Below are 17,277 nucleotides of genomic sequence, written 5' to 3'. Positions count from 1 at the left end.
CCGGCCCGCCGATTATCGTAGGCAATTCAGAGCAATATCATTGCTTTATGATCGCACCCGCTTGGCTCAGGCGATTCGATCCGGATCAGTCAGCGCCGCCTGTTCCGCCTCGTGGCGCTGGGCGGCGTCGGGCGGGTCGCGGCGGGCATTGACGATGGCGACGAACAGCGCGCGGGCGATGGCGGCGACCTCGTCTGCCCCGGCGCTGGTCAGGTTGGCGTCGTGGATCGCGATTGCCTCACCTAGATCGGTCAGAGCATAGAGCGTTGCAAACTCGGCCTCGGTCGGATCGCAGGTCTCGGTATCGAGATCATGTTCGGACACCGCCACGCTGCGGCAAAAGCGCAGATCAAACCCGATGGCGCATTCGCGGCGGGCCAGATCGGCGAGGGTTTCGCCCTCGGAAAGGCAATTGGGGATCATGGGGTCGCTCCTTCGGGGGCGTGGGTTTCGCGGTCGAGTTCGATCCACCCGCCGTCCTGCCAGATATACAGGTGGCAGAACTGGCAGGTCGGGCGCGGCAGGATCACGGGGTCGCGGGGCCTCTCAAACGCCGCGATCCCCTCGGCGCTGACCTGCCGGATCTCAATGGCCGCGAGGATGTCTTCGGGCGTCCAAGGCGCCAGCGAGGGCAGCATGTGTTCGGGGTAGCCGTCATAATGGCTGTAAACATGCGCCCATTCTCCGGGGCCCACTTCGATGGCGATCTGGGCGCGCGTGCTCATGATGCAGCCCTCAGTTCAGTTTTGACACGGCCTGCGCGGCGTCCGGCCTCGAATGCCTCCTCCAGCGCGGCGCGGATCGCCCAGACAGCGACATCGTGGAAATCAAGCCGGTCCCAGTTGCGGGTCTCCAGCGTCTCGAGGCGAAACTGGCGCTGGGCGATCTCAAGGATCAGGGCATCGCGCTGGGCGTTGGGGTCGGTTTTGGTGCAGCGTGGCATGGTTTTGCTCCTTGTAGCTTAGGGGCGCGCAGGCTCAGATCAGCCCGTGCTGCTTCAGGACCGGGACGACATCCGCCAGCTCGATGGTCAGGCAGTCGATTCCGACCCGGCCGGCCATCTCGAAGACCTCGGCATTCAGGCTCTGGTCATTGAGGTGGCGCTGCAGCGTGGCGGTGCTCATGGCCTGAACGAAGCGTGCGCGGTCGATGAAGATGCGGGTCGTGTCGGAGGGGATTGCGATGGTCATTGTCTTGTCTCCTTGCGGTGGCTTTGGGGATGCGATGCACCCGTTTTCCTGTCCACAGAGTCGCTCTTTCGGGAAGTGTAATCAACTGAATAAGCAGATCATTTCCGTTTAATTACAATGTCTTGAGGAAAAACACGGCGCTATGGAAGGCATGTCCGAACGCGCCTATTCCGCCCATTCCGGCCTGTCGCGCGGGGCGGTGCAGAAGGCGCGCAAGAACGGTCGGCTGGTGCTGTTTGGCGATGGATCGATCAACGCAGCCGCCTCGGATGCGCGGCGTGGGGTAATGACCGATCCCGATCAGCAGATGCGCTCGCGCGGCGGGTATGGCGCGGGTCCTGATGGTCCGGGGATGGGCGGCAGCGGCGTATCCGGCCCCGGCGACAGCACGTCCTACCTCAAAGCCCGCACGGCGCTGACCGTCTACCAGGCGCAGGAACGGCAGCTCTCGATCCAGCGCAAGAAAGGCGTACTGATCGACCGCGCGCGGGCCGAAACGCTGGTATTTCGCCTTGCGCGGCAAGAACGCGACACATGGGTCACCTGGCCCACCCGCGTGGCGGCGCTGATGGCAGCGCAATTATCCGCAGAGATGGAGAAGGCATCAGGGGTGCCCGTGACAATCGAGACTGCGAACCTGCAAAGGGTGCTGGAAACCCATGTCCGAGAGCAGCTCGACGCCTTGGCCGACCTCCGGGTCTCGCTTGAATGAAGGAGAACACAACAACGACCTGACCGAGGGTCTGGATCTCGGCTTTGACGGGGCCGAGGATGTGCTGCGCGCTTGGCGGCGTGGCATGCGGCCCGATGCTGATCTGACCGTTTCGGAATGGGCGGACGCGCATCGCTGGCTATCCTCCCGCGCAGCAGCTGAACCCGGGCGCTATCGCACGGCCCGCGCGCCCTACCTGCGCGCGATTATGGATGCACTCTCTCCCAGCCACCCGGCGCAGCGGATCAGCTTCATGAAAGCCGCACAGGTCGGCGCGACCGAGGCTGGCAACAACTGGATTGGCTTCGTGATCCACCACGCGCCGGGGCCGATGCTGGCGGTGCTGCCCACGGTCGAGATGGCGAAGCGCACGTCGCGAGGCCGGATCGACCCACTGATCGAAGACAGCCCGGCCCTGAAGGAACGCGTCAGCCCTGCCCGCTCGCGTGATGCTGGCAACTCGATGCTGTCCAAGGAATTCCCCGGCGGCATTCTGGTGCTGACCGGCGCGAACTCGGCCACTGGCCTGCGCTCGATGCCCGCCCGCTATGTGTTTCTGGATGAGGTCGATGCCTATCCGGCCTCTGCCGACGAAGAGGGCGACCCGGTCACGCTGGCCGAGGCAAGGACCACCACCTTCGCGCATCGGCGCAAGGTGTTCATGGTCTCGACGCCTACGGTGCGGGGGCTGTCGCGCATCGAGCGGGAGTTCGAGGCCAGCGACCAGCGGCGCTACTTCGTGCCCTGCCCCCATTGCGGTCACAGGCAGTGGCTGCAGTTCGAGAGGCTGCGCTGGGGCAAGGGAAAGCCCGAGACGGCCATGTATCACTGCGAAGGCTGCGAGAAGCCCATCGCCGAGCACCACAAGACGCAGATGCTGGCCAATGGCGAATGGCGGGCGACTGCGGTCTCGGCCAATCCACATGCCATCGGCTTCCACCTCTCGGCCCTCTATTCGCCGATCGGCTGGAAGAGCTGGGAGCAGATCGCACGGGACTGGCTGGCCGCCCAAGGCTCGGACGAGATGCTGCGTGCTGCGCGCAACACGCTGCTGGGCGAGACCTGGATCGAGAGCGGCGAAGCGCCGGAATGGCAGCGCCTCGCGGATCGGCGCTTTGCTTTCCCGGCGCAGATCCCCGCATGCGGGCTGTTCCTGACGGCTGGCGCCGATGTGCAGAAGGACCGGATCGAGGTCGATATCTGGGCCTGGGGCCGGGGTATGACCAGCTGGCTCGTGGATCACATCGTCATTCCGGGTGGACCGGATGACCCGGCGTGCTGGGATAGGCTGACCGCGCTGCTGGGGCAGACATGGGTCCATGAGCACGGCGCGGTCATGACGCTGGCGAAGCTCGCCATCGACACCGGCTACGAGTCCGCCGCAGTCTATGCATGGGCCCGCAAGCAGGGCATCGCGCAGGTGGCGCCCGTGAAGGGCCTCGAGGGGTTCAACCGCGCCACACCCGCGTCGGGCCCGACATATGTCGACGCGACGGTGAATGGTCGCAAATTGAAACGCGGCGCGCGGCTTTGGACGGTGGCCACGGCCACGTTCAAGGCGGAGACCTATCGGCACCTGCGGATCGAGCGGCCGTCGGAACAGGACACGCCCGTCCCTGCTGGTACGATCCACCTGCCCGACTGGGCCGACACTGAATGGCTCAAGCAGCTTGTGGCCGAGCAGCTGGTCACGATCCGCGACAAGCGTGGCTATGCCCGACAGGAATGGCAGAAGATGCGCGAGCGCAACGAGGCGCTCGACGCCCGCGTCTATGCGCGCGCGGCGGCGTGGATCCTCGGCGCGGACCGTTTCGACGAGCGCATGTGGCAGCAGCTGGAGAAACAGGCGGGGGTGGAAACTGCCGCTGTGCCTATGGATGCCGCGCCGGAGAAACCGACAGCCCCGCAAGCCGGGCAAGTAACCGCCCCAAGGCGGCGCGGCTGGAAGATCAGCACGCCGCGATACATGGAATGAGCAAACCGCGATGACCCTCGACCAACTGAAATCCCGCCACAGCGCGCTGCTGGCCGCGCGCTACAGCGGTACGCGGTCGGTCAGCTATGACGGCAAGACCGTGAATTACGGCTCGGACGCGGAACTGGCCGCAGCAATCGGCGATATTGAGCGCCGCATCGCCAAGCTGGAACGTGGCGCTGGGCGGGTGCTGCGTCCGTACGCTGTGAAGGATCTGTGATGGGCGGCGCAATGAACTGGCGGCAGCGCCTCGGGGCCTTCATCGGTGGGTTCGACGCCGGCCAGCACCACCGGCGCCTGCGCGGGTTCCGCGCGACGCGCGCGCATGTCAACGCGCTGATTGCAGCCGCTGGTCCCGACATCACCGCCCGCGCCCGCTGGCTTGTGCGCAACAACGGCTATGCGGTGAATGCGGTCGAAAGCTGGGCCGCCAACACCGTCGGCGACGGGATCAAGCCGATCTCGAAAATCGTGGATGCCGCGCGCAAGGAAGAGCTGCAGCGCCTCTGGCTCGCCTGGACCGACGATGCAGACGCGGAGGGACTCACCGATTTCTACGGGCTCCAGCGCCGCGCCGCCCGTGAGGTGTTCATGGCAGGCGAGGTGTTCTTCCGGATCCGGATGCGCCGCCCGGGCGATGGGCTGAGCGTGCCCCTGCAACTGCAGATGCTGCCGGCCGAGATGCTGCCGTTGGAACAGACCGGGACGGCAGCGAACGGCAACGTCATCCGTCAGGGCATCGAATTCGACCGGATCGGCCGCCGCGTCGCCTATCACTTCCTGCGCCGCCATCCAGGCGACAGCACCGATCCGGGGCTGGCGGGCGAGATCGTCCGCGTTCCCGCCGCGGAAGTGATCCATGTCATCGACCCGGTCGAGGGCGGCCAGCTGCGCGGGGTGTCGAAACTGGCCCCCGCCATCGTGAAACTGTTCCTGCTCGATCAGTACGACGATGCCGAGCTCGACCGCAAAAAGGTCGCGGCGATGTATGCGATGTTCGTGACCTCGCCCGCGCCGGAGAACCCCCTTGCCCCGCCCGAGGACGAGGACGGACCAGCCGGTGTCGAAATAAGCCCCGGCCAGGTCGTGCGGCTGGACCCCGGTGAGGATGTCACCGTGGGCCAACCTGCCGACAGCGGCGCGACCTATGAGCCGTTCCAGTACCGGACGCTGCTGCAGATATCTGCCGCGCTGGGCATCCCCTACCCCTACATCGCCAATGACATGGTGAAGGGCAACTTCTCCAACTCGCGCCTTGCCCTGATCGAGTTCCGCCGCCGCGTCTCGGCTTGGCAGCATTCGGTCATGGTTTTTCAACTCTGCCGACCCGTCTATGCGCGCTGGATGGATGCGGCGGTGCTGTCAGGTGCCCTTATCCTGCCCGGCTACGAGGCCAACCGATCTAGGCTGCTCACCGCCGATTGGCTCCCCACGAAATGGGACTGGGTCGATCCGCTCAAGGACGCCAATGCCGAGATCGCACAGATCGAAGCAGGCCTGAAGTCCCGCACACAAGCCATCGCCGAGCGCGGCTATGACGCCGAACAGGTCGACCGCGAGATTGCGGCGGAACGGACGCGCGAGCGGTTGCTCGGCCTCGACTTCCGTCGGCCGGGCTCACCCGCGCAAGGCGTGCAGGCAGTGCCGCAGGGCGAGGACCAAGCAGATGCAATTGACGACGCGGAAGACCACCCCCGCAAAGACGAGGACCAACCCTGATGCTCCATGCCCGTATTGCCGCGCGCGCTTTCAACACGCCGCTGCTGGTTGAACCCTCCAAGGCCACGGCATTTCTATCCGGGCTCGGGCGGCGCATCTTGGGGCGGCGGGTCGAGTTGGCGGACAGTGGTGACGGGTTTGAAAACACCGTCCCCCTGCCGGCGCGCGCCAGCATTCTAGCAGGTGGCTTGACCGAGAGCTTTCGCCAGCACGGCGACGCACCCTACCCGGTCGTGGACAGGATTGCGGTGATCGAGATTTCTGGCGTGCTGATCCATCGCGGTGGCTGGATCGGCCAATCCTCAGGCCAGACCAGCTATGAGGGGATCGCCGCGCAGATCGAGGCGGCGGCTGAAGACCCTGCTGTGCGCGGCCTTGCATTGGAAATTGACAGTTTCGGGGGCGAAGTGGCGGGTGTCTTTGACCTCGCAGATCACATTCGTGCCATCCGGGGCAGCAAGCCAGTCTGGGCTTTCGTCGCCGAACACGCCTTCTCGGCAGGCTATGCCCTCGCGTCCCAGGCCGATCGTATCCTGCTACCGCGCACCGGCGCGCTGGGCAGCATCGGCGTGGTGGTACTGCATGCCGACTTGAGCGGCCAGTTGGATCAGGACGGGGTGCGCGTCACGCTGGTGCATTCAGGTCAGCACAAAGTCGATGGGAATCCCTACCAGCCCCTGCCCGAAGCCGTGCGCGACGACATCCAGCGCGAGATCGATGTGTTGCGGTTTCTTTTCGCGGAAACCGTGGCCGCCGGGCGCGCTGGGCGGCTTAGCCAGGAGGCAGCTCTGGCGACCGAAGCTGCGACCTTCCGCGGGGTCGATGCCGTCGCCGCAGGCCTTGCCGATGAGGTCACCGATCTGGCCCGGGGCTTTGCCGCGTTCCGCCAGATGCTGACACGCACTCCGATCCTTTCGCCCACGCGCAGCCATCGCGTGGCAGCAACTAAATCCCGCACGTCAACCCACCCCAGACAGGAGGTAATCATGGCCACCGAGAATGACCCCGACGACAGCCCGCAAGATACCGAGATCGGTGTAACCGATACTGAAGATGGTGAAACCGACGCCGCCGATGACGTACCTGCTACTCCGGTCCCGGCCCCCACTGCACCTGACGCTCCAGCTGCTGCGGCACCGGCCCCAGAGCAGACCGCCACGCAGACCAACAATCTGGCCGAGCTCTCGGTGCAGCTGCGCGAGGCGGCGGCGGAAATCACAGAGATCGCGGCACAGGCGGGCCGCCTTGGGATCACCATCGACGCGGCCAAAGCGCTGCGCGACGGCACCGCACCCGAGGCCTTGCGCAAACTGGTGCTGGAGCGCGCCAGCGCAGCTGCGGACGCCCGAGATATCGTCGCCGCACCGCCGTCGTTGGTCCTGCCGCTGGCAAAGGAAAGCCCGATCGTTGCAGCTGCGAAACGCGCAGCCGCTTCACCGCGCGGTTGATACCTCCGACCAGCCAACTGGACTGCCCTCTCTCCCCCGCCGCATCGGCGGGGGATTTCCATTGACCCCTGACACAGGAACCCCGCCATGACCGTGCTTTATCAACCCGCCACAATGGGCGATGTCCTCAAATACGAGGTCAACCCGAACTTCACCCGCGAGACCGTCACATTGCTGGCCGGGACAGCCTATCCGGTCGGCTCGGTCTTGGGCCGCATCACCGCCAGTGGCAAATACAAGCTGGCCACCAGCGGTGGCAGCGACGGCGCGCAGACCGCAGGCGCCGTCCTGCTTTACGCTGTCGATGCCACACTTGCAGATGCAGTCGGCATTGTCGTCGCACGCGGCCCCTCGATAGTGTCGCGCGCGAGCCTCGCCTATGACGCCACCGTCGATGATGCGCCCAAGATCACCACCAAGCTGGGCCAGCTCGCGGCCATCGGCATTATCGCGCGCGATACGGCCTGATCTGGCCGCGCATTCTTCCTTCCTGCCCATCCCCTGTTTCCCCTGGAGTACCCCATGACCATCACGCGCAACCCGTTTGACGCGGGCGGCTATTCGCTCGCCGAGATGACGCAGGCCATCAACATCCTGCCCAACCTCTACACCCGGCTGGGCCAGATCGGCCTCTTCCGCTTCGAAGGCGTCAGCCAGCGTTCCATCGTGATCGAACAGCGCGAGGGGGTTCTGAGCCTCCTGCCCTCGGTCCCGCTCGGCGCGCCTGCCACCGTCGGCAATCGCGAGGCGCGCTCGATGCGCAGCTTCGCCCTGCCGTGGATCCCGCATGACGATGTGATCCTGCCTGCCGATATTCAGGGGATGCCCGCGCTGGGCCTGTCCGACGCCGCCGATCCGCTGGTCGAGGTGATGAACCGCAAGCTCACGCTGATGCGCCGCAAGCACGCCCAGACCCGCGAATACATGGAGATGAATGCGCTGCGCGGCATCGTGAAGGATGGCGCGGGCACGACGCTTTACAACTACTTCACCGAGTTTGGGCTGGAGATGATCTCAGTCGACTTCGTCTTCGGCACCGCTGGCACCAATGTGCAAGGCAAGGTCCGCACAGTCCTGCGCGCCATCGAGGACAACCTCAAGGGCGAGACCATGACCACCGCACATGCGCTGGTCAGTTCCGAATTCTTCGACAAGCTGATCAGCCACCCCAAGACCGAGGACGCCTACAAGTTCTTCTCGGCCACCGGCGGCCAGCCCCTGCGCGAGGACATGCGCCGCGCCTTCCCTTTTGCGGGGATCCTGTTTGAGGAATACAACGGCTCGGTCACCCTCTCGAACGGCACGTCGGAACGGCTGATCCCCACCGGCGAGGGCATCGCGTTTCCGATGGGCACCTTCGACACCTTCACCACATATGGCGGGCCCGCGAACCTCTTGGAAACCGCCAACACCATCGGACTGCCGCTTTATGCGCGCCAGATGATGGACGCCAAGGGCCGCTGGATCGATCTCATGACCGAGGCCTCGATCTTGCCGGTGAACAAGCGTCCGCGCCTCGCGATCCGCCTGCACAGCGGCAACTAACGCCGATGTCGGTCTTTGCTACCGCCATCGACAACCTTTTTGCCGATCCCAACATCGCCCGCGATGCGACCTACATCGCGGACGGTGGCGCGCCCCAGCTCATCCGCGTGGTCCTGCGCCGCGCGGATGACATCACGGACTTCGGGGCTGCGCGCGTCTGGTCGGAAACCACGCGCATCGACCTGCGCGTGGTCGAAGTCCCCAACCCGCGCCCCGGTGATCGGATCGAGATCAATGGGGAGGCTTTCGTCATTCAGGGCGAGCCGGTTCGTGACCGTGAGCGGCTCGTCTGGACCTTGGATTTGCGCCCCGCATGAAACTGAACATCGAGTTCAACCCCGACATTGTCGCCCTGATGAAGGCCGAAGTCGCCGCCGGGGAAAAGGCAGTGTCGGCGGCCATGCGCGAGGCAGGCACTTCCCTCAAATCCGCTTGGCGCGGCCAGATCACCGGCGCGGGGCTTGGCACGAGGCTGGGCAACTCAATCCGCCTCGCCAGCTTCCCCAAATCCGGCGACAGCCTGAACGCGGCGGCACTCGTCTGGTCAAATGCCCCGGTCATCATCGGCGCGCATGACACCGGGCCGCTCATCCGGTCCAGGGACGGGTTCTGGCTGGCCATCCCCACCCCGGCCGCCGGGAAAAGCACCAAAGGCGGCCGGATCACCCCCGGCGAATGGGAACGCCGCACCGGGTTGCGCCTGCGATTTGTCTACCGCCGACGCGGGCCCAGCATGTTGGTGGCCGAGGGGCGGCTAAATTCTAAAGGCCGAGCCGTGGCGTCCAGGTCGAAAACCGGGCGTGGTGTGGCGACCGTGCCAATTTTCCTGCTGGTGCCGCAGGTCAAGTTGCGGAAGCGGCTGGATCTGGCGCGAGATGCAGAGCGGGCGGTTGACGGTGTGCCCGGTTTGATCGTGGCGAAGTGGGTGGAGGGAAATTGAACTGAAAGCCGTTACGCCGGCCAACATGTTGACCACGTTCTGACTTGTGAGCAGCAAGAAACTGCAGGGTCAAATCAGTTCCTTCGTGCGTTTCGACTGTTCATTCCCGGCGGTTAAAGGGATTGTGTAGGTTCTAGCGGAGACCAGCACGATGGAAATCACTCAGCAACAGGCTCTCAGGAATAATGTCGTCTACGACATGTTCGTAGATTCCGCTGATCAGAATTACGTGGTCGCAAGGTGGTGCTTCCAGCAGAACTTGGCTCTGGATTTTCTGTGGAATGCGACCCATTGCCTAGAAAAGATGATGAAGGCTGTGCTGCTACTCAACGGTCGATCAGGCTTGAAGCCAGCATCGGGTCAGCCGCCATACGGGCACGATCTTGAGCGTCTTTTTCCTGAGGTATCCACACTAGCTGGTGATCTCTTGCCTGATCTACTGATTAGGCCGAGCGAGATAGATATGCATTGGCGCGTCGAGTCGACACAGCAGTTTATCGCCAGAATTTCATCAAATGGCGACGCTAACAATCGCTACCAGATCTATGGATTTGTGCTGCATGGCGAAGACCTGTACAAATTCGACCGCGTCCTCTACGCCATTCGCCGCCTATGCTGTCCGCTCGATTATTATCTCTTTGGCAATGTCCGCCATGGTCAACCTCGCTTCACTTTCCGGGATCAGCTTTCCCGGCAGGCGGACTACATGCCGCATATGGCCGGTTCGCGTTTCGCGAAACTCACGAACAGCAAGTCATCGCCCGAGCTGCGACACGCAGCACTCAATCACAATCTGATTTTTGCGCCTGACTACGACCACGGGGACCTTCAATGTGGCAGTTCCGCCCTGAATCCAGTCCTCGGCCGTCGCATTCTTTTGGCTGATGAACAGGGCGCGACTGGAGAGCGTGCGGCCGAAGTGGTTGCGTTGGCTAATTGGGTCATTGAAAGCATATCTCTGCCAAAGAGTGTTCGTGACCAACTCAGGGATGCTCGGGATAGGCTTGCGGCACGTGTGTAACGCGTCTCTCCGATCTGTCGGTGCAAAAGATCAACTTTGATCGTAAGAAGATTTTTTATCGTATGATGGATTTTGTCCATTTTCCTCAATGACTGCATCGAGTTTCGCTCCGTGCCCATCGGGGCGCCGTTCCCATTTATTCAGTTCTGAAACCTAGACAGCGACCGCCTTGATTGCGTCGCAATACTTTGAACACAGCAAGCTACGGTAGCCGAGCCTTTCAACTTGGAACAAAAGTGACAACCACTCGCGAATCCGTCCTCGCCGCGCTGCGCGCGCGGCTTCAGCCGCTGGCCGCCCTCACTTTGCGAGACGAGGTGCTGCCAGAGCGGATCCCAGCGGCTGGGCTGATCATCTTACGTGATGGCCAGCCGGGCGAGCCGGAGGTGACGCTGTCGCCTCTTCGCTACCATTACCAGCACCGCGCTGAGCTGGAGGTCGTCGTTCAGGCCCCGAATGGCCGGGCCAGCGCTTTTGATACCCTGATCGCCAGTATCGGCACCGCGCTGGAAACCGACCGCACACTTGGCGGCCTTTGCGATTGGGTCGAACCCGACGCCCCGGCCTCGGTTGACCTGCCCATCGAGGGCGCGGCAGCGCTGAAGGCGGCGGTGATCACCGTCGTGTTGCACTACACCACCACCGGCCCTCTGGCCTGACACCCCCAACATCGAGGAGACCCCCATGGCACGTGCGCAAGGCGCGCGGGCGCAGATGGCGCTTGCTTATGAGACGGTTTACGGCACCCCGCCAGTCAGTGGGTTCCGGCTGATGCCCTTCGCCCGGGCGACACTCGGGTCAGAACAGCCGTTGCTGGAATCCGAACTGCTGGGCTATGGCCGCGATCCGCTAGCCCCGATCAAGGATGCGGTTACAGCTGACGGCGAGGTGGTGATCCCTATCGATGTCGAGGCCTTCGGGTTCTGGCTGAAGGCGGCCTTCGGCCAGCCAGTCACCACCGGCACCACGCCGAAGACCCACACCTTCCAGTCGGGCAACTGGATACTGCCCAGCATGGCCATCGAAACTGCCATGCCGGAGGTGCCGCGGTTCGCGATGTATTCCGGCTGTGTGCTGGATCAGTTGTCGTGGCAGATGCAGCGATCCGGCCTGCTGACAGCGACAGCCCGCCTCGTTGCCCAAGGCGAAACCATCGCAGCCGCCACTGCCGCTGGGACGCCCACCGCGCTGAGCCTGCAGCGCTTTGGCCATTTCAACGGCACGGTGAAGCGCAACGGCACCGCGCTGGGCAACGTCGTCTCGGCCGAGATCACCTATTCCAACAACCTCGACCGGATCGAGACCATCCGGGGCGATGGCCGCATCGATGGCGCTGATCCGACCATGGCAGCGCTGACCGGCCGGATCGAGGTGCGGTTCTCGGACAGCACTCTGGTGACCCAAGCCATCGACGGCAGCCCCTGTGAGTTGGAGTTCGTCTACAGCCTCAGCGCCAACGCCAGCTTCACGTTCACAGCGCATGCCGTCTATCTGCCGATCCCGCGCATCGAGATCGCCGGGCCGCAGGGCGTGCAGGCGAGCTTCGACTGGCAGGCCGCGAAGGCCACCAGCCCCGCCCGGATGTGCACCGCCGTCCTCGTCAACACCCTTGCAGGATACTGATCATGATCCGACTGAACCTGACCGCCACGCCCGAATGGCTGGACCTGGCCCCCGGCCTGCGCCTGCTGGTCGGCCCCCTGACCACCGCGCTGATGGTGTCCGCCCGCGCCGATCTGGCGGTGGAAACACTCCCCGAAGGTGCGACCCAAGAGGAAATGGCGCTGGCCATGGCCAAGTCTGTCGCCCGGCACGCGGTGCTGGATTGGGAGGGTGTTGGCGACGGCGCGGGCAACATCATCCCAGTGTCGCCCGAGGGCATCGACGCCCTCCTCGAAATCTGGCCGGTCTTCGAGGCTTTCCAGACGCAGTATGTCGCGCGCGGTCTGCTGCTGGACGCGGAAAAAAACGTCTCCGCGCCCTCGCCGACTGGTCCTTCGGCGGGGGCGACCGGTATTGCGCGGCCTGCACACCCTGCGAGGGCCGCGGGGGCATCTGCCCCGACTGCCCCGCAAGACTGAACCGGCCAAAGACGCAGGAGGGTTGGCAGGTCTGGGACCTGGTCGGCCGTCTTGGTGGGCAATTGCGCGTCATCCCCGGCGCGGTGCTCGGCTGGGACATGGGCGCGGCGCTGGCGATGGCCCGTGCCCTTGGGATCGACGCCTTGATCGCCGCCGAACTGCTGCCCGAGATCGAGGCGGTGATGGTGCGCAAACTGAACGAACAGATGGAAGGGGGCCGCGATGGCTGAAAAAAGGGTCAGCGTTCGTCTGGTCGCCGAAGGCGGCCGCCAGGTCCGCGCCGAGTTGGAAGGTGTCGGAGAGGCTGGCGCAAAAGGCCTCGGCCGCCTGTCACGCGAGATGGAATTGGCCAACACCCGCCTTGCCGGTTTTGCACGCCGGGCCGGGATTGCCATGTCTGCTGCCGCCGCCGCTGCCACGGCCTCGCTCGGCCTGATCGTCCGTTCCACTGCCGAGAGTGCCGCGCAAATCCGGCAGTTCGCGCAGGTCGCCAATGCCACGCCGGAAGCCCTGCAGCGCTGGTCGGCCGGGGCGCGGACGGTCGGGATCGAACAGGAAAAGCTCGCCGATATCTTGAAGGACGTGAACGACCGGGTCGGGGATTTCCTCCAGACCGGCGGCGGGCCGATGGCGGATTTCTTCGAGAGCGTCGCCCCGCGCGTGGGTGTAACGGCCGACCAGTTCGCCCGTCTCTCGGGGCCGGAAGCCCTGCAACTCTATGTCGACACGCTTGAACGCGCTGGCCTTAGCCAGCAGGAGATGACCTTCCATCTCGAAGCCATGGCCTCGGACGCCACGCGCCTCCTGCCGCTCCTGCGCAATGGTGGGGCCGAGATGGCGCGGCTGGGCGACCAGGCCTCCGACCTCGGCGCGGTGCTGGACACGGATGCCATCGAGGCCCTTCGGCGCACCCAAGTTGCTCTTGGCACCATGTCGCTGGTATTCGAGGGCCTGCGCAACCGGATCGCCGTCGCTGTGGCACCCTCTGTCGAGGCGCTGGCCAACGCTTTCGTCTCCCTCGCGTCCGATGGCGGGATCCTGAGAACAGCCATCGACGCGCTGATCGGAAATCTCGGGCGGCTGGCCTCCTATGCTGCCACCTTCGCAGCCGTTATGGCCGGGCGCTGGATCGCAGGGTTGGCGGCTGCAGCGCTCTCCGTTCGTGGCCTCGCCACGGCGCTGGTCATCTTGCGCGGGGCCCTGATCCGGACCGGCATCGGCGCGCTGATCGTCGGCGCGGGGGAGCTGGTCTATCAGTTCTCGCAACTTGTCGCCCGAGTCGGCGGCGTAGGTGAAGCCTTCCGCCTGCTGGGCGATCTGGCGCGGGAGGTCTGGTCGCGCATCGGTCTTTCGCTCGACGCCGCATTCGCAAACATGGCCGCTGGCTGGGAACGGCTGAAAGCGGCCGGGCTATCGGCACTGGAAGGCACCATCGGGGGCGTGGTCAGCTTCGGCGACCGGACGGCTGCAATCTTCCAGGGAGCCTATGATGCGGCCGTCGCAATCTGGGGCAGTCTGCCCGGCGCTATCGGCGATTTCGCCTTCCAGGCCGCAAACGGGCTGATCTCGGGTATCGAGGCGATGCTGAACGGTGTTGTCACGCGCATCAACAATTTCATCAACGGGCTGAACGCCGCGCTGGCCCTGCTGCCGGAATGGGCGACCGGCGAAGGCGGGGTGCGGATCGGCACGCTGGATCCAGTAGAACTCAGCCGGATCGGTAACCCGTTCGAGGGAGCAGCGACGGCTGCTGGCGCAGCCGCCGCCGATGCCTTCTCGGCGGCACTGTCGCGCACCTATCTGGAACCGCCTGACCTCGGGCTTGGCGCGATGACAGACGATGCCCGCGCCCGCGCTGACGGCTATCGCGAGGCCGCTGGCATGCTTGCCGATGCCGCCGGTCGTCCGCTGGCCAGTTGGCAGGCGCTGAAGGATGCAATGACCGGCACCGGAGCGGAGGCCGAAGCGGCGCTGGCGGATGCTGCCGGATCAGCCGACGCCCTCACGGCAGGACTGAACAACACCGCGACCGCAGCCGATGGCGCGGGCAGCGCTGCGCGCAACGCCGGGGCAGCGGCCGCTGAGGGTGCGGAAACGGCACTGACCGGTTGGGCCGCCGTCACTGCGGCGCTCGCCGATTATGCCGCCAAGGCGCGCGATATCGGCGGCGACATCGGCAGCACGCTGGTCAGCGCCTTCACCTCGGCCGAAAACGCCGTGGCCGACTTCGTGAAAACCGGCAAGCTGGATTTCCGCGACCTGGTCACGTCGATGATCGCCGACCTCGCGAAACTGGCAGCGCGGCGCTTTATCCTCGGCTCCATCGCCAACGCGCTGTCGGGCGCGCTGGGCGGAGCGGGTGGCATCTTCGCCAATATCCTGCACGCCGGTGGCATGGTCGGCGCGCCGGGTCCGGGCCGCATGGTCCCGGCACTCGCCTTCGCCAATGCGCCACGGATGCACGCGGGCGGCTGGGCCGGGATCAAGCCCGACGAGGTTCCAGCGATCCTACAACGGGGAGAGCGGGTTCTGTCGCGCCGGGAAGCTGCTGGTTATGGCCAAGGGCAAGGCTCTGCCCCGAACATCTCCGTCACGATCAATGCCCGCGACGCCGAAAGTTTCCGGCAATCCCGGACGCAGGTCGCAGCCGATATCGCCCGCGCGGTGTCCTTGGGTCGGAGGGGCATGTGATGGCGTTTCATGAAGTCAGGTTCCCCGACAACATCAGCCGCGGGGCACGGGGTGGGCCGGAACGGCGCACGCAAGTGGTCGAACTGGCCTCAGGCGATGAAGAGCGCAACGCAAGCTGGGCCAATTCGCGCCGCCGCTATGATGTCGCCTATGGCATCCGTCGCGCCGATGATCTCGCGGCGGTGGTGGCGTTCTTCGAGGCCCGCAACGGCCGCCTACACGGCTTCCGCTACAAGGACTGGGCCGACTACAAATCTGCCCTGCCCTCTCAGGGGATAACCTCAACCGACCAGCAGATTGGCACCGGCACCGGTAGCCTGCAAACCTTCCAACTGGCCAAACGCTACACCTCCGGCCCGCAAACATGGGTCAGGACCATCGCAAAACCCGTGACCGGAACCGTTCGCGTGGCGCTGGGCATGGTGGAACAGTTGTCGGGCTGGACGCTGGATGCCCCCACCGGCGTCATCACCTTCACCACCGCACCCGCCAATGGCGTCATCGTCCGCGCTGGCTTCGAATTCGATGTGCCGGTCCGCTTCGACAGCGACACCCTCGACGTGACCCTCGACTTTGAGCGGCTGGGGTCGATCACCGCCATCCCCCTGCTGGAGATCCGCAGATGAAAAACCTCTCCCCTGCGTTGCAGACCCATCTCGATGACGGCACCACCACCCTGTCCTGGTGCTGGCGGATCAGCCGCGCCGACGGCATGGCGCTGGGCTTCACCGATCATGATCGCGCCCTCAGCTTTGACAGCACAGACTTTGAGCCAGAGAGCGGATTTGCCGCCTCGGAAATCCGCGCTGGGTCAGACCTTGCCGTCGACGCGCAGGATGCCACCGGCGTGCTGACCTCGGACAGGATCACCGAAACCGACATTCTCGACGGCCGCTGGGACAATGCGGCGGTCGAGCTGTGGCGCGTCAATTGGGCCGACACCAGCCAGCGCGTTCTGCTGCGCCGGGGTGCGGTCGGGCAAATCCGCCGTGGCCGCATGGCGTTTGTCGCCGAAGTCCGGTCGCTGGCGCATGTCCTTGGCCAGACGGTCGGGCGCACGTTTCAGGCGGGATGCGACGCAGCTTTGGGCGATACGCGCTGCGGCATCGATCTGGAAAACGCCATCTACAAGGGTACGGGTGTCGTGACGGACCTTTTGCGTGACCGGGCCTTCATGGCCTCGGGGCTGTCCGGGTTTGATGCGGGCTGGTTCACGTCTGGCACCTTGACCTGGACCAGCGGCGCAAATGCGGGGCGGGTCGCTGAAGTGTTGTCGCATGGTGTGGATGGAAGCATCGCCAGCCTCACACTGCTGGAAGCGCCGGTGCGTGCCATCGCCGAAGGGGACAGCTTCGTCGCGCGGGCAGGCTGCGACAAGCGCCTCGCGACCTGCAGCGCCAAGTTCGCCAATGTAGCCAACTTCCGGGGCTTTCCCAATATTCCGGGTCAGGATGCGGTCCTGCGCTATGCCAGCCAGGACGGCGGTCATGAAGGGAACGTGCTGTGATAACAGCCGATCCGGCTTTGGTCATCACCACTGCCCTCAGTTGGCTCGGCACGCCGTACCACGATCAGGCCAGCCTGCGCGGTGTCGGCTGCGATTGCCTTGGCCTGGCACGTGGCATCTGGCGGGAGATGGTGGGCAACGAGCCTTTCCCCATTCCGCCTTACAGCCGGGATTGGGGCGAAACCGGGCCGCGCGAGGTGCTGGCCGAGGGTGCGCGCCAGATGATGCCAGAAATCATGCCCACTGAGGTGGGGCCAGGCACGCTGATCCTGTTCCGGATGGCACCCCGTGCCATCGCCAAGCATGTCGGGATCCTGACCACGCAAAACCAGTTCATCCACGCCTATGAACGGCTGGGCGTCGTCGAGGAAACCCTGACCACGGCATGGCGACGGCGCATCGCCTTCGCCTTCCTGTTCCCGCACCCCAGCAGCATCTGAGATTTTCA

General features: G+C 64.9%; 22 protein-coding genes. 18 read left to right on the top strand and 4 right to left on the bottom strand.

The window, feature by feature from the left end:
• Positions 1–66 precede the first annotated feature (66 nt).
• Genes BU28_RS0117965 through BU28_RS0117950 form a run of 4 tightly spaced genes read right to left on the bottom strand, consistent with a single transcriptional unit; the run spans position 67 to position 1,190 of the window.
• Positions 67–423 (bottom strand): hypothetical protein, encoded by a 357-nt coding sequence (locus BU28_RS0117965; protein ID WP_028720645.1) that lies wholly within the window; start codon positions 421–423, stop codon positions 67–69.
• A complete protein-coding gene (locus BU28_RS0117960) occupies positions 420–725 on the bottom strand; it encodes a hypothetical protein (protein ID WP_028720644.1) in 306 nt (101 codons plus the stop codon). Before BU28_RS0117960 ends, BU28_RS0117965 begins: the two co-directional genes overlap by 4 nt.
• Entirely contained in the window at positions 722–943 is a 222-nt protein-coding gene (locus BU28_RS0117955) for a DUF6900 domain-containing protein (protein WP_028720643.1), read from the bottom strand. Before BU28_RS0117955 ends, BU28_RS0117960 begins: the two co-directional genes overlap by 4 nt.
• 34 nt (positions 944–977) lie before the next feature.
• Positions 978–1,190 (bottom strand): hypothetical protein, encoded by a 213-nt coding sequence (locus tag BU28_RS0117950; RefSeq protein WP_028720642.1) that lies wholly within the window; start codon positions 1,188–1,190, stop codon positions 978–980.
• A 142-nt stretch (positions 1,191–1,332) separates the two neighbouring features.
• On the opposite strand from BU28_RS0117950, the gene BU28_RS0117945 reads away from it, so the two are divergent.
• From BU28_RS0117945 to BU28_RS0117860, 18 genes are all read left to right on the top strand, one after another.
• On the top strand, positions 1,333–1,902 hold the full coding sequence (locus BU28_RS0117945) for a hypothetical protein (protein ID WP_028720641.1): 570 nt from the start codon (positions 1,333–1,335) through the stop codon (positions 1,900–1,902).
• Positions 1,850–3,877: a phage terminase large subunit family protein gene (locus BU28_RS0117940; RefSeq protein ID WP_051578304.1), complete on the top strand. Its 2,028-nt coding sequence runs from the start codon at positions 1,850–1,852 to the stop codon at positions 3,875–3,877. The genes BU28_RS0117945 and BU28_RS0117940 overlap by 53 nt, the downstream gene beginning before the upstream one ends.
• Positions 3,878–3,887: 10 nt before the next feature.
• On the top strand, positions 3,888–4,097 hold the full coding sequence (locus tag BU28_RS0117935; protein ID WP_028720639.1) for a phage head-tail joining protein: 210 nt from the start codon (positions 3,888–3,890) through the stop codon (positions 4,095–4,097).
• A gap of 11 nt (positions 4,098–4,108) precedes the next feature.
• A complete protein-coding gene (locus BU28_RS0117930; protein WP_028720638.1) occupies positions 4,109–5,596 on the top strand; it encodes a phage portal protein in 1,488 nt (495 codons plus the stop codon).
• Positions 5,596–7,044, top strand: coding sequence for a S49 family peptidase (locus BU28_RS0117925; RefSeq protein WP_028720637.1), 1,449 nt, complete (start codon positions 5,596–5,598; stop codon positions 7,042–7,044). Before BU28_RS0117930 ends, BU28_RS0117925 begins: the two co-directional genes overlap by 1 nt.
• A gap of 87 nt (positions 7,045–7,131) precedes the next feature.
• Positions 7,132–7,512, top strand: a complete 381-nt coding sequence (locus BU28_RS0117920; protein WP_028720636.1) for a head decoration protein — start codon at positions 7,132–7,134, stop codon at positions 7,510–7,512.
• 54 nt (positions 7,513–7,566) lie between these two features.
• Positions 7,567–8,589 (top strand): major capsid protein, encoded by a 1,023-nt coding sequence (locus tag BU28_RS0117915; RefSeq protein ID WP_028720635.1) that lies wholly within the window; start codon positions 7,567–7,569, stop codon positions 8,587–8,589.
• A gap of 5 nt (positions 8,590–8,594) precedes the next feature.
• Positions 8,595–8,906, top strand: a complete 312-nt coding sequence (locus BU28_RS0117910) for a head-tail joining protein (RefSeq protein ID WP_028720634.1) — start codon at positions 8,595–8,597, stop codon at positions 8,904–8,906.
• Positions 8,903–9,529: a DUF6441 family protein gene (locus BU28_RS0117905; protein ID WP_028720633.1), complete on the top strand. Its 627-nt coding sequence runs from the start codon at positions 8,903–8,905 to the stop codon at positions 9,527–9,529. The genes BU28_RS0117910 and BU28_RS0117905 overlap by 4 nt, the downstream gene beginning before the upstream one ends.
• Before the next feature lie 151 nt (positions 9,530–9,680).
• Complete coding sequence (locus BU28_RS0117900) at positions 9,681–10,550, top strand: HEPN domain-containing protein (RefSeq protein WP_028720632.1); 870 nt, start codon at positions 9,681–9,683, stop codon at positions 10,548–10,550.
• Between the two features lie 236 nt (positions 10,551–10,786).
• Positions 10,787–11,209, top strand: a complete 423-nt coding sequence (locus BU28_RS0117895) for a hypothetical protein (RefSeq protein WP_028720631.1) — start codon at positions 10,787–10,789, stop codon at positions 11,207–11,209.
• Positions 11,210–11,234: 25 nt separating this feature from the next.
• Complete coding sequence (locus tag BU28_RS0117890; RefSeq protein WP_028720630.1) at positions 11,235–12,173, top strand: phage tail tube protein; 939 nt, start codon at positions 11,235–11,237, stop codon at positions 12,171–12,173.
• 2 nt (positions 12,174–12,175) lie between these two features.
• Positions 12,176–12,631, top strand: coding sequence for a hypothetical protein (locus BU28_RS0117885; RefSeq protein ID WP_028720629.1), 456 nt, complete (start codon positions 12,176–12,178; stop codon positions 12,629–12,631).
• Between the two features lie 62 nt (positions 12,632–12,693).
• Positions 12,694–12,861, top strand: coding sequence for a DUF7697 family protein (locus BU28_RS25720; RefSeq protein ID WP_155992585.1), 168 nt, complete (start codon positions 12,694–12,696; stop codon positions 12,859–12,861).
• On the top strand, positions 12,854–15,322 hold the full coding sequence (locus BU28_RS0117875; RefSeq protein ID WP_028720628.1) for a phage tail tape measure C-terminal domain-containing protein: 2,469 nt from the start codon (positions 12,854–12,856) through the stop codon (positions 15,320–15,322). The genes BU28_RS25720 and BU28_RS0117875 overlap by 8 nt, the downstream gene beginning before the upstream one ends.
• Positions 15,322–15,948, top strand: a complete 627-nt coding sequence (locus BU28_RS0117870; protein WP_028720627.1) for a DUF2460 domain-containing protein — start codon at positions 15,322–15,324, stop codon at positions 15,946–15,948. The genes BU28_RS0117875 and BU28_RS0117870 overlap by 1 nt, the downstream gene beginning before the upstream one ends.
• Positions 15,945–16,829, top strand: coding sequence for a DUF2163 domain-containing protein (locus tag BU28_RS0117865; protein WP_028720626.1), 885 nt, complete (start codon positions 15,945–15,947; stop codon positions 16,827–16,829). Before BU28_RS0117870 ends, BU28_RS0117865 begins: the two co-directional genes overlap by 4 nt.
• Positions 16,829–17,269 (top strand): NlpC/P60 family protein, encoded by a 441-nt coding sequence (locus BU28_RS0117860; RefSeq protein WP_169738993.1) that lies wholly within the window; start codon positions 16,829–16,831, stop codon positions 17,267–17,269. The genes BU28_RS0117865 and BU28_RS0117860 overlap by 1 nt, the downstream gene beginning before the upstream one ends.
• Positions 17,270–17,277 lie beyond the last annotated feature (8 nt).

Source organism: Paracoccus yeei ATCC BAA-599 (assembly GCF_000622145.1).
GTDB lineage: Bacteria > Pseudomonadota > Alphaproteobacteria > Rhodobacterales > Rhodobacteraceae > Paracoccus > Paracoccus yeei.
This window is presented reverse-complemented; position numbering and strand designations above follow the sequence as displayed.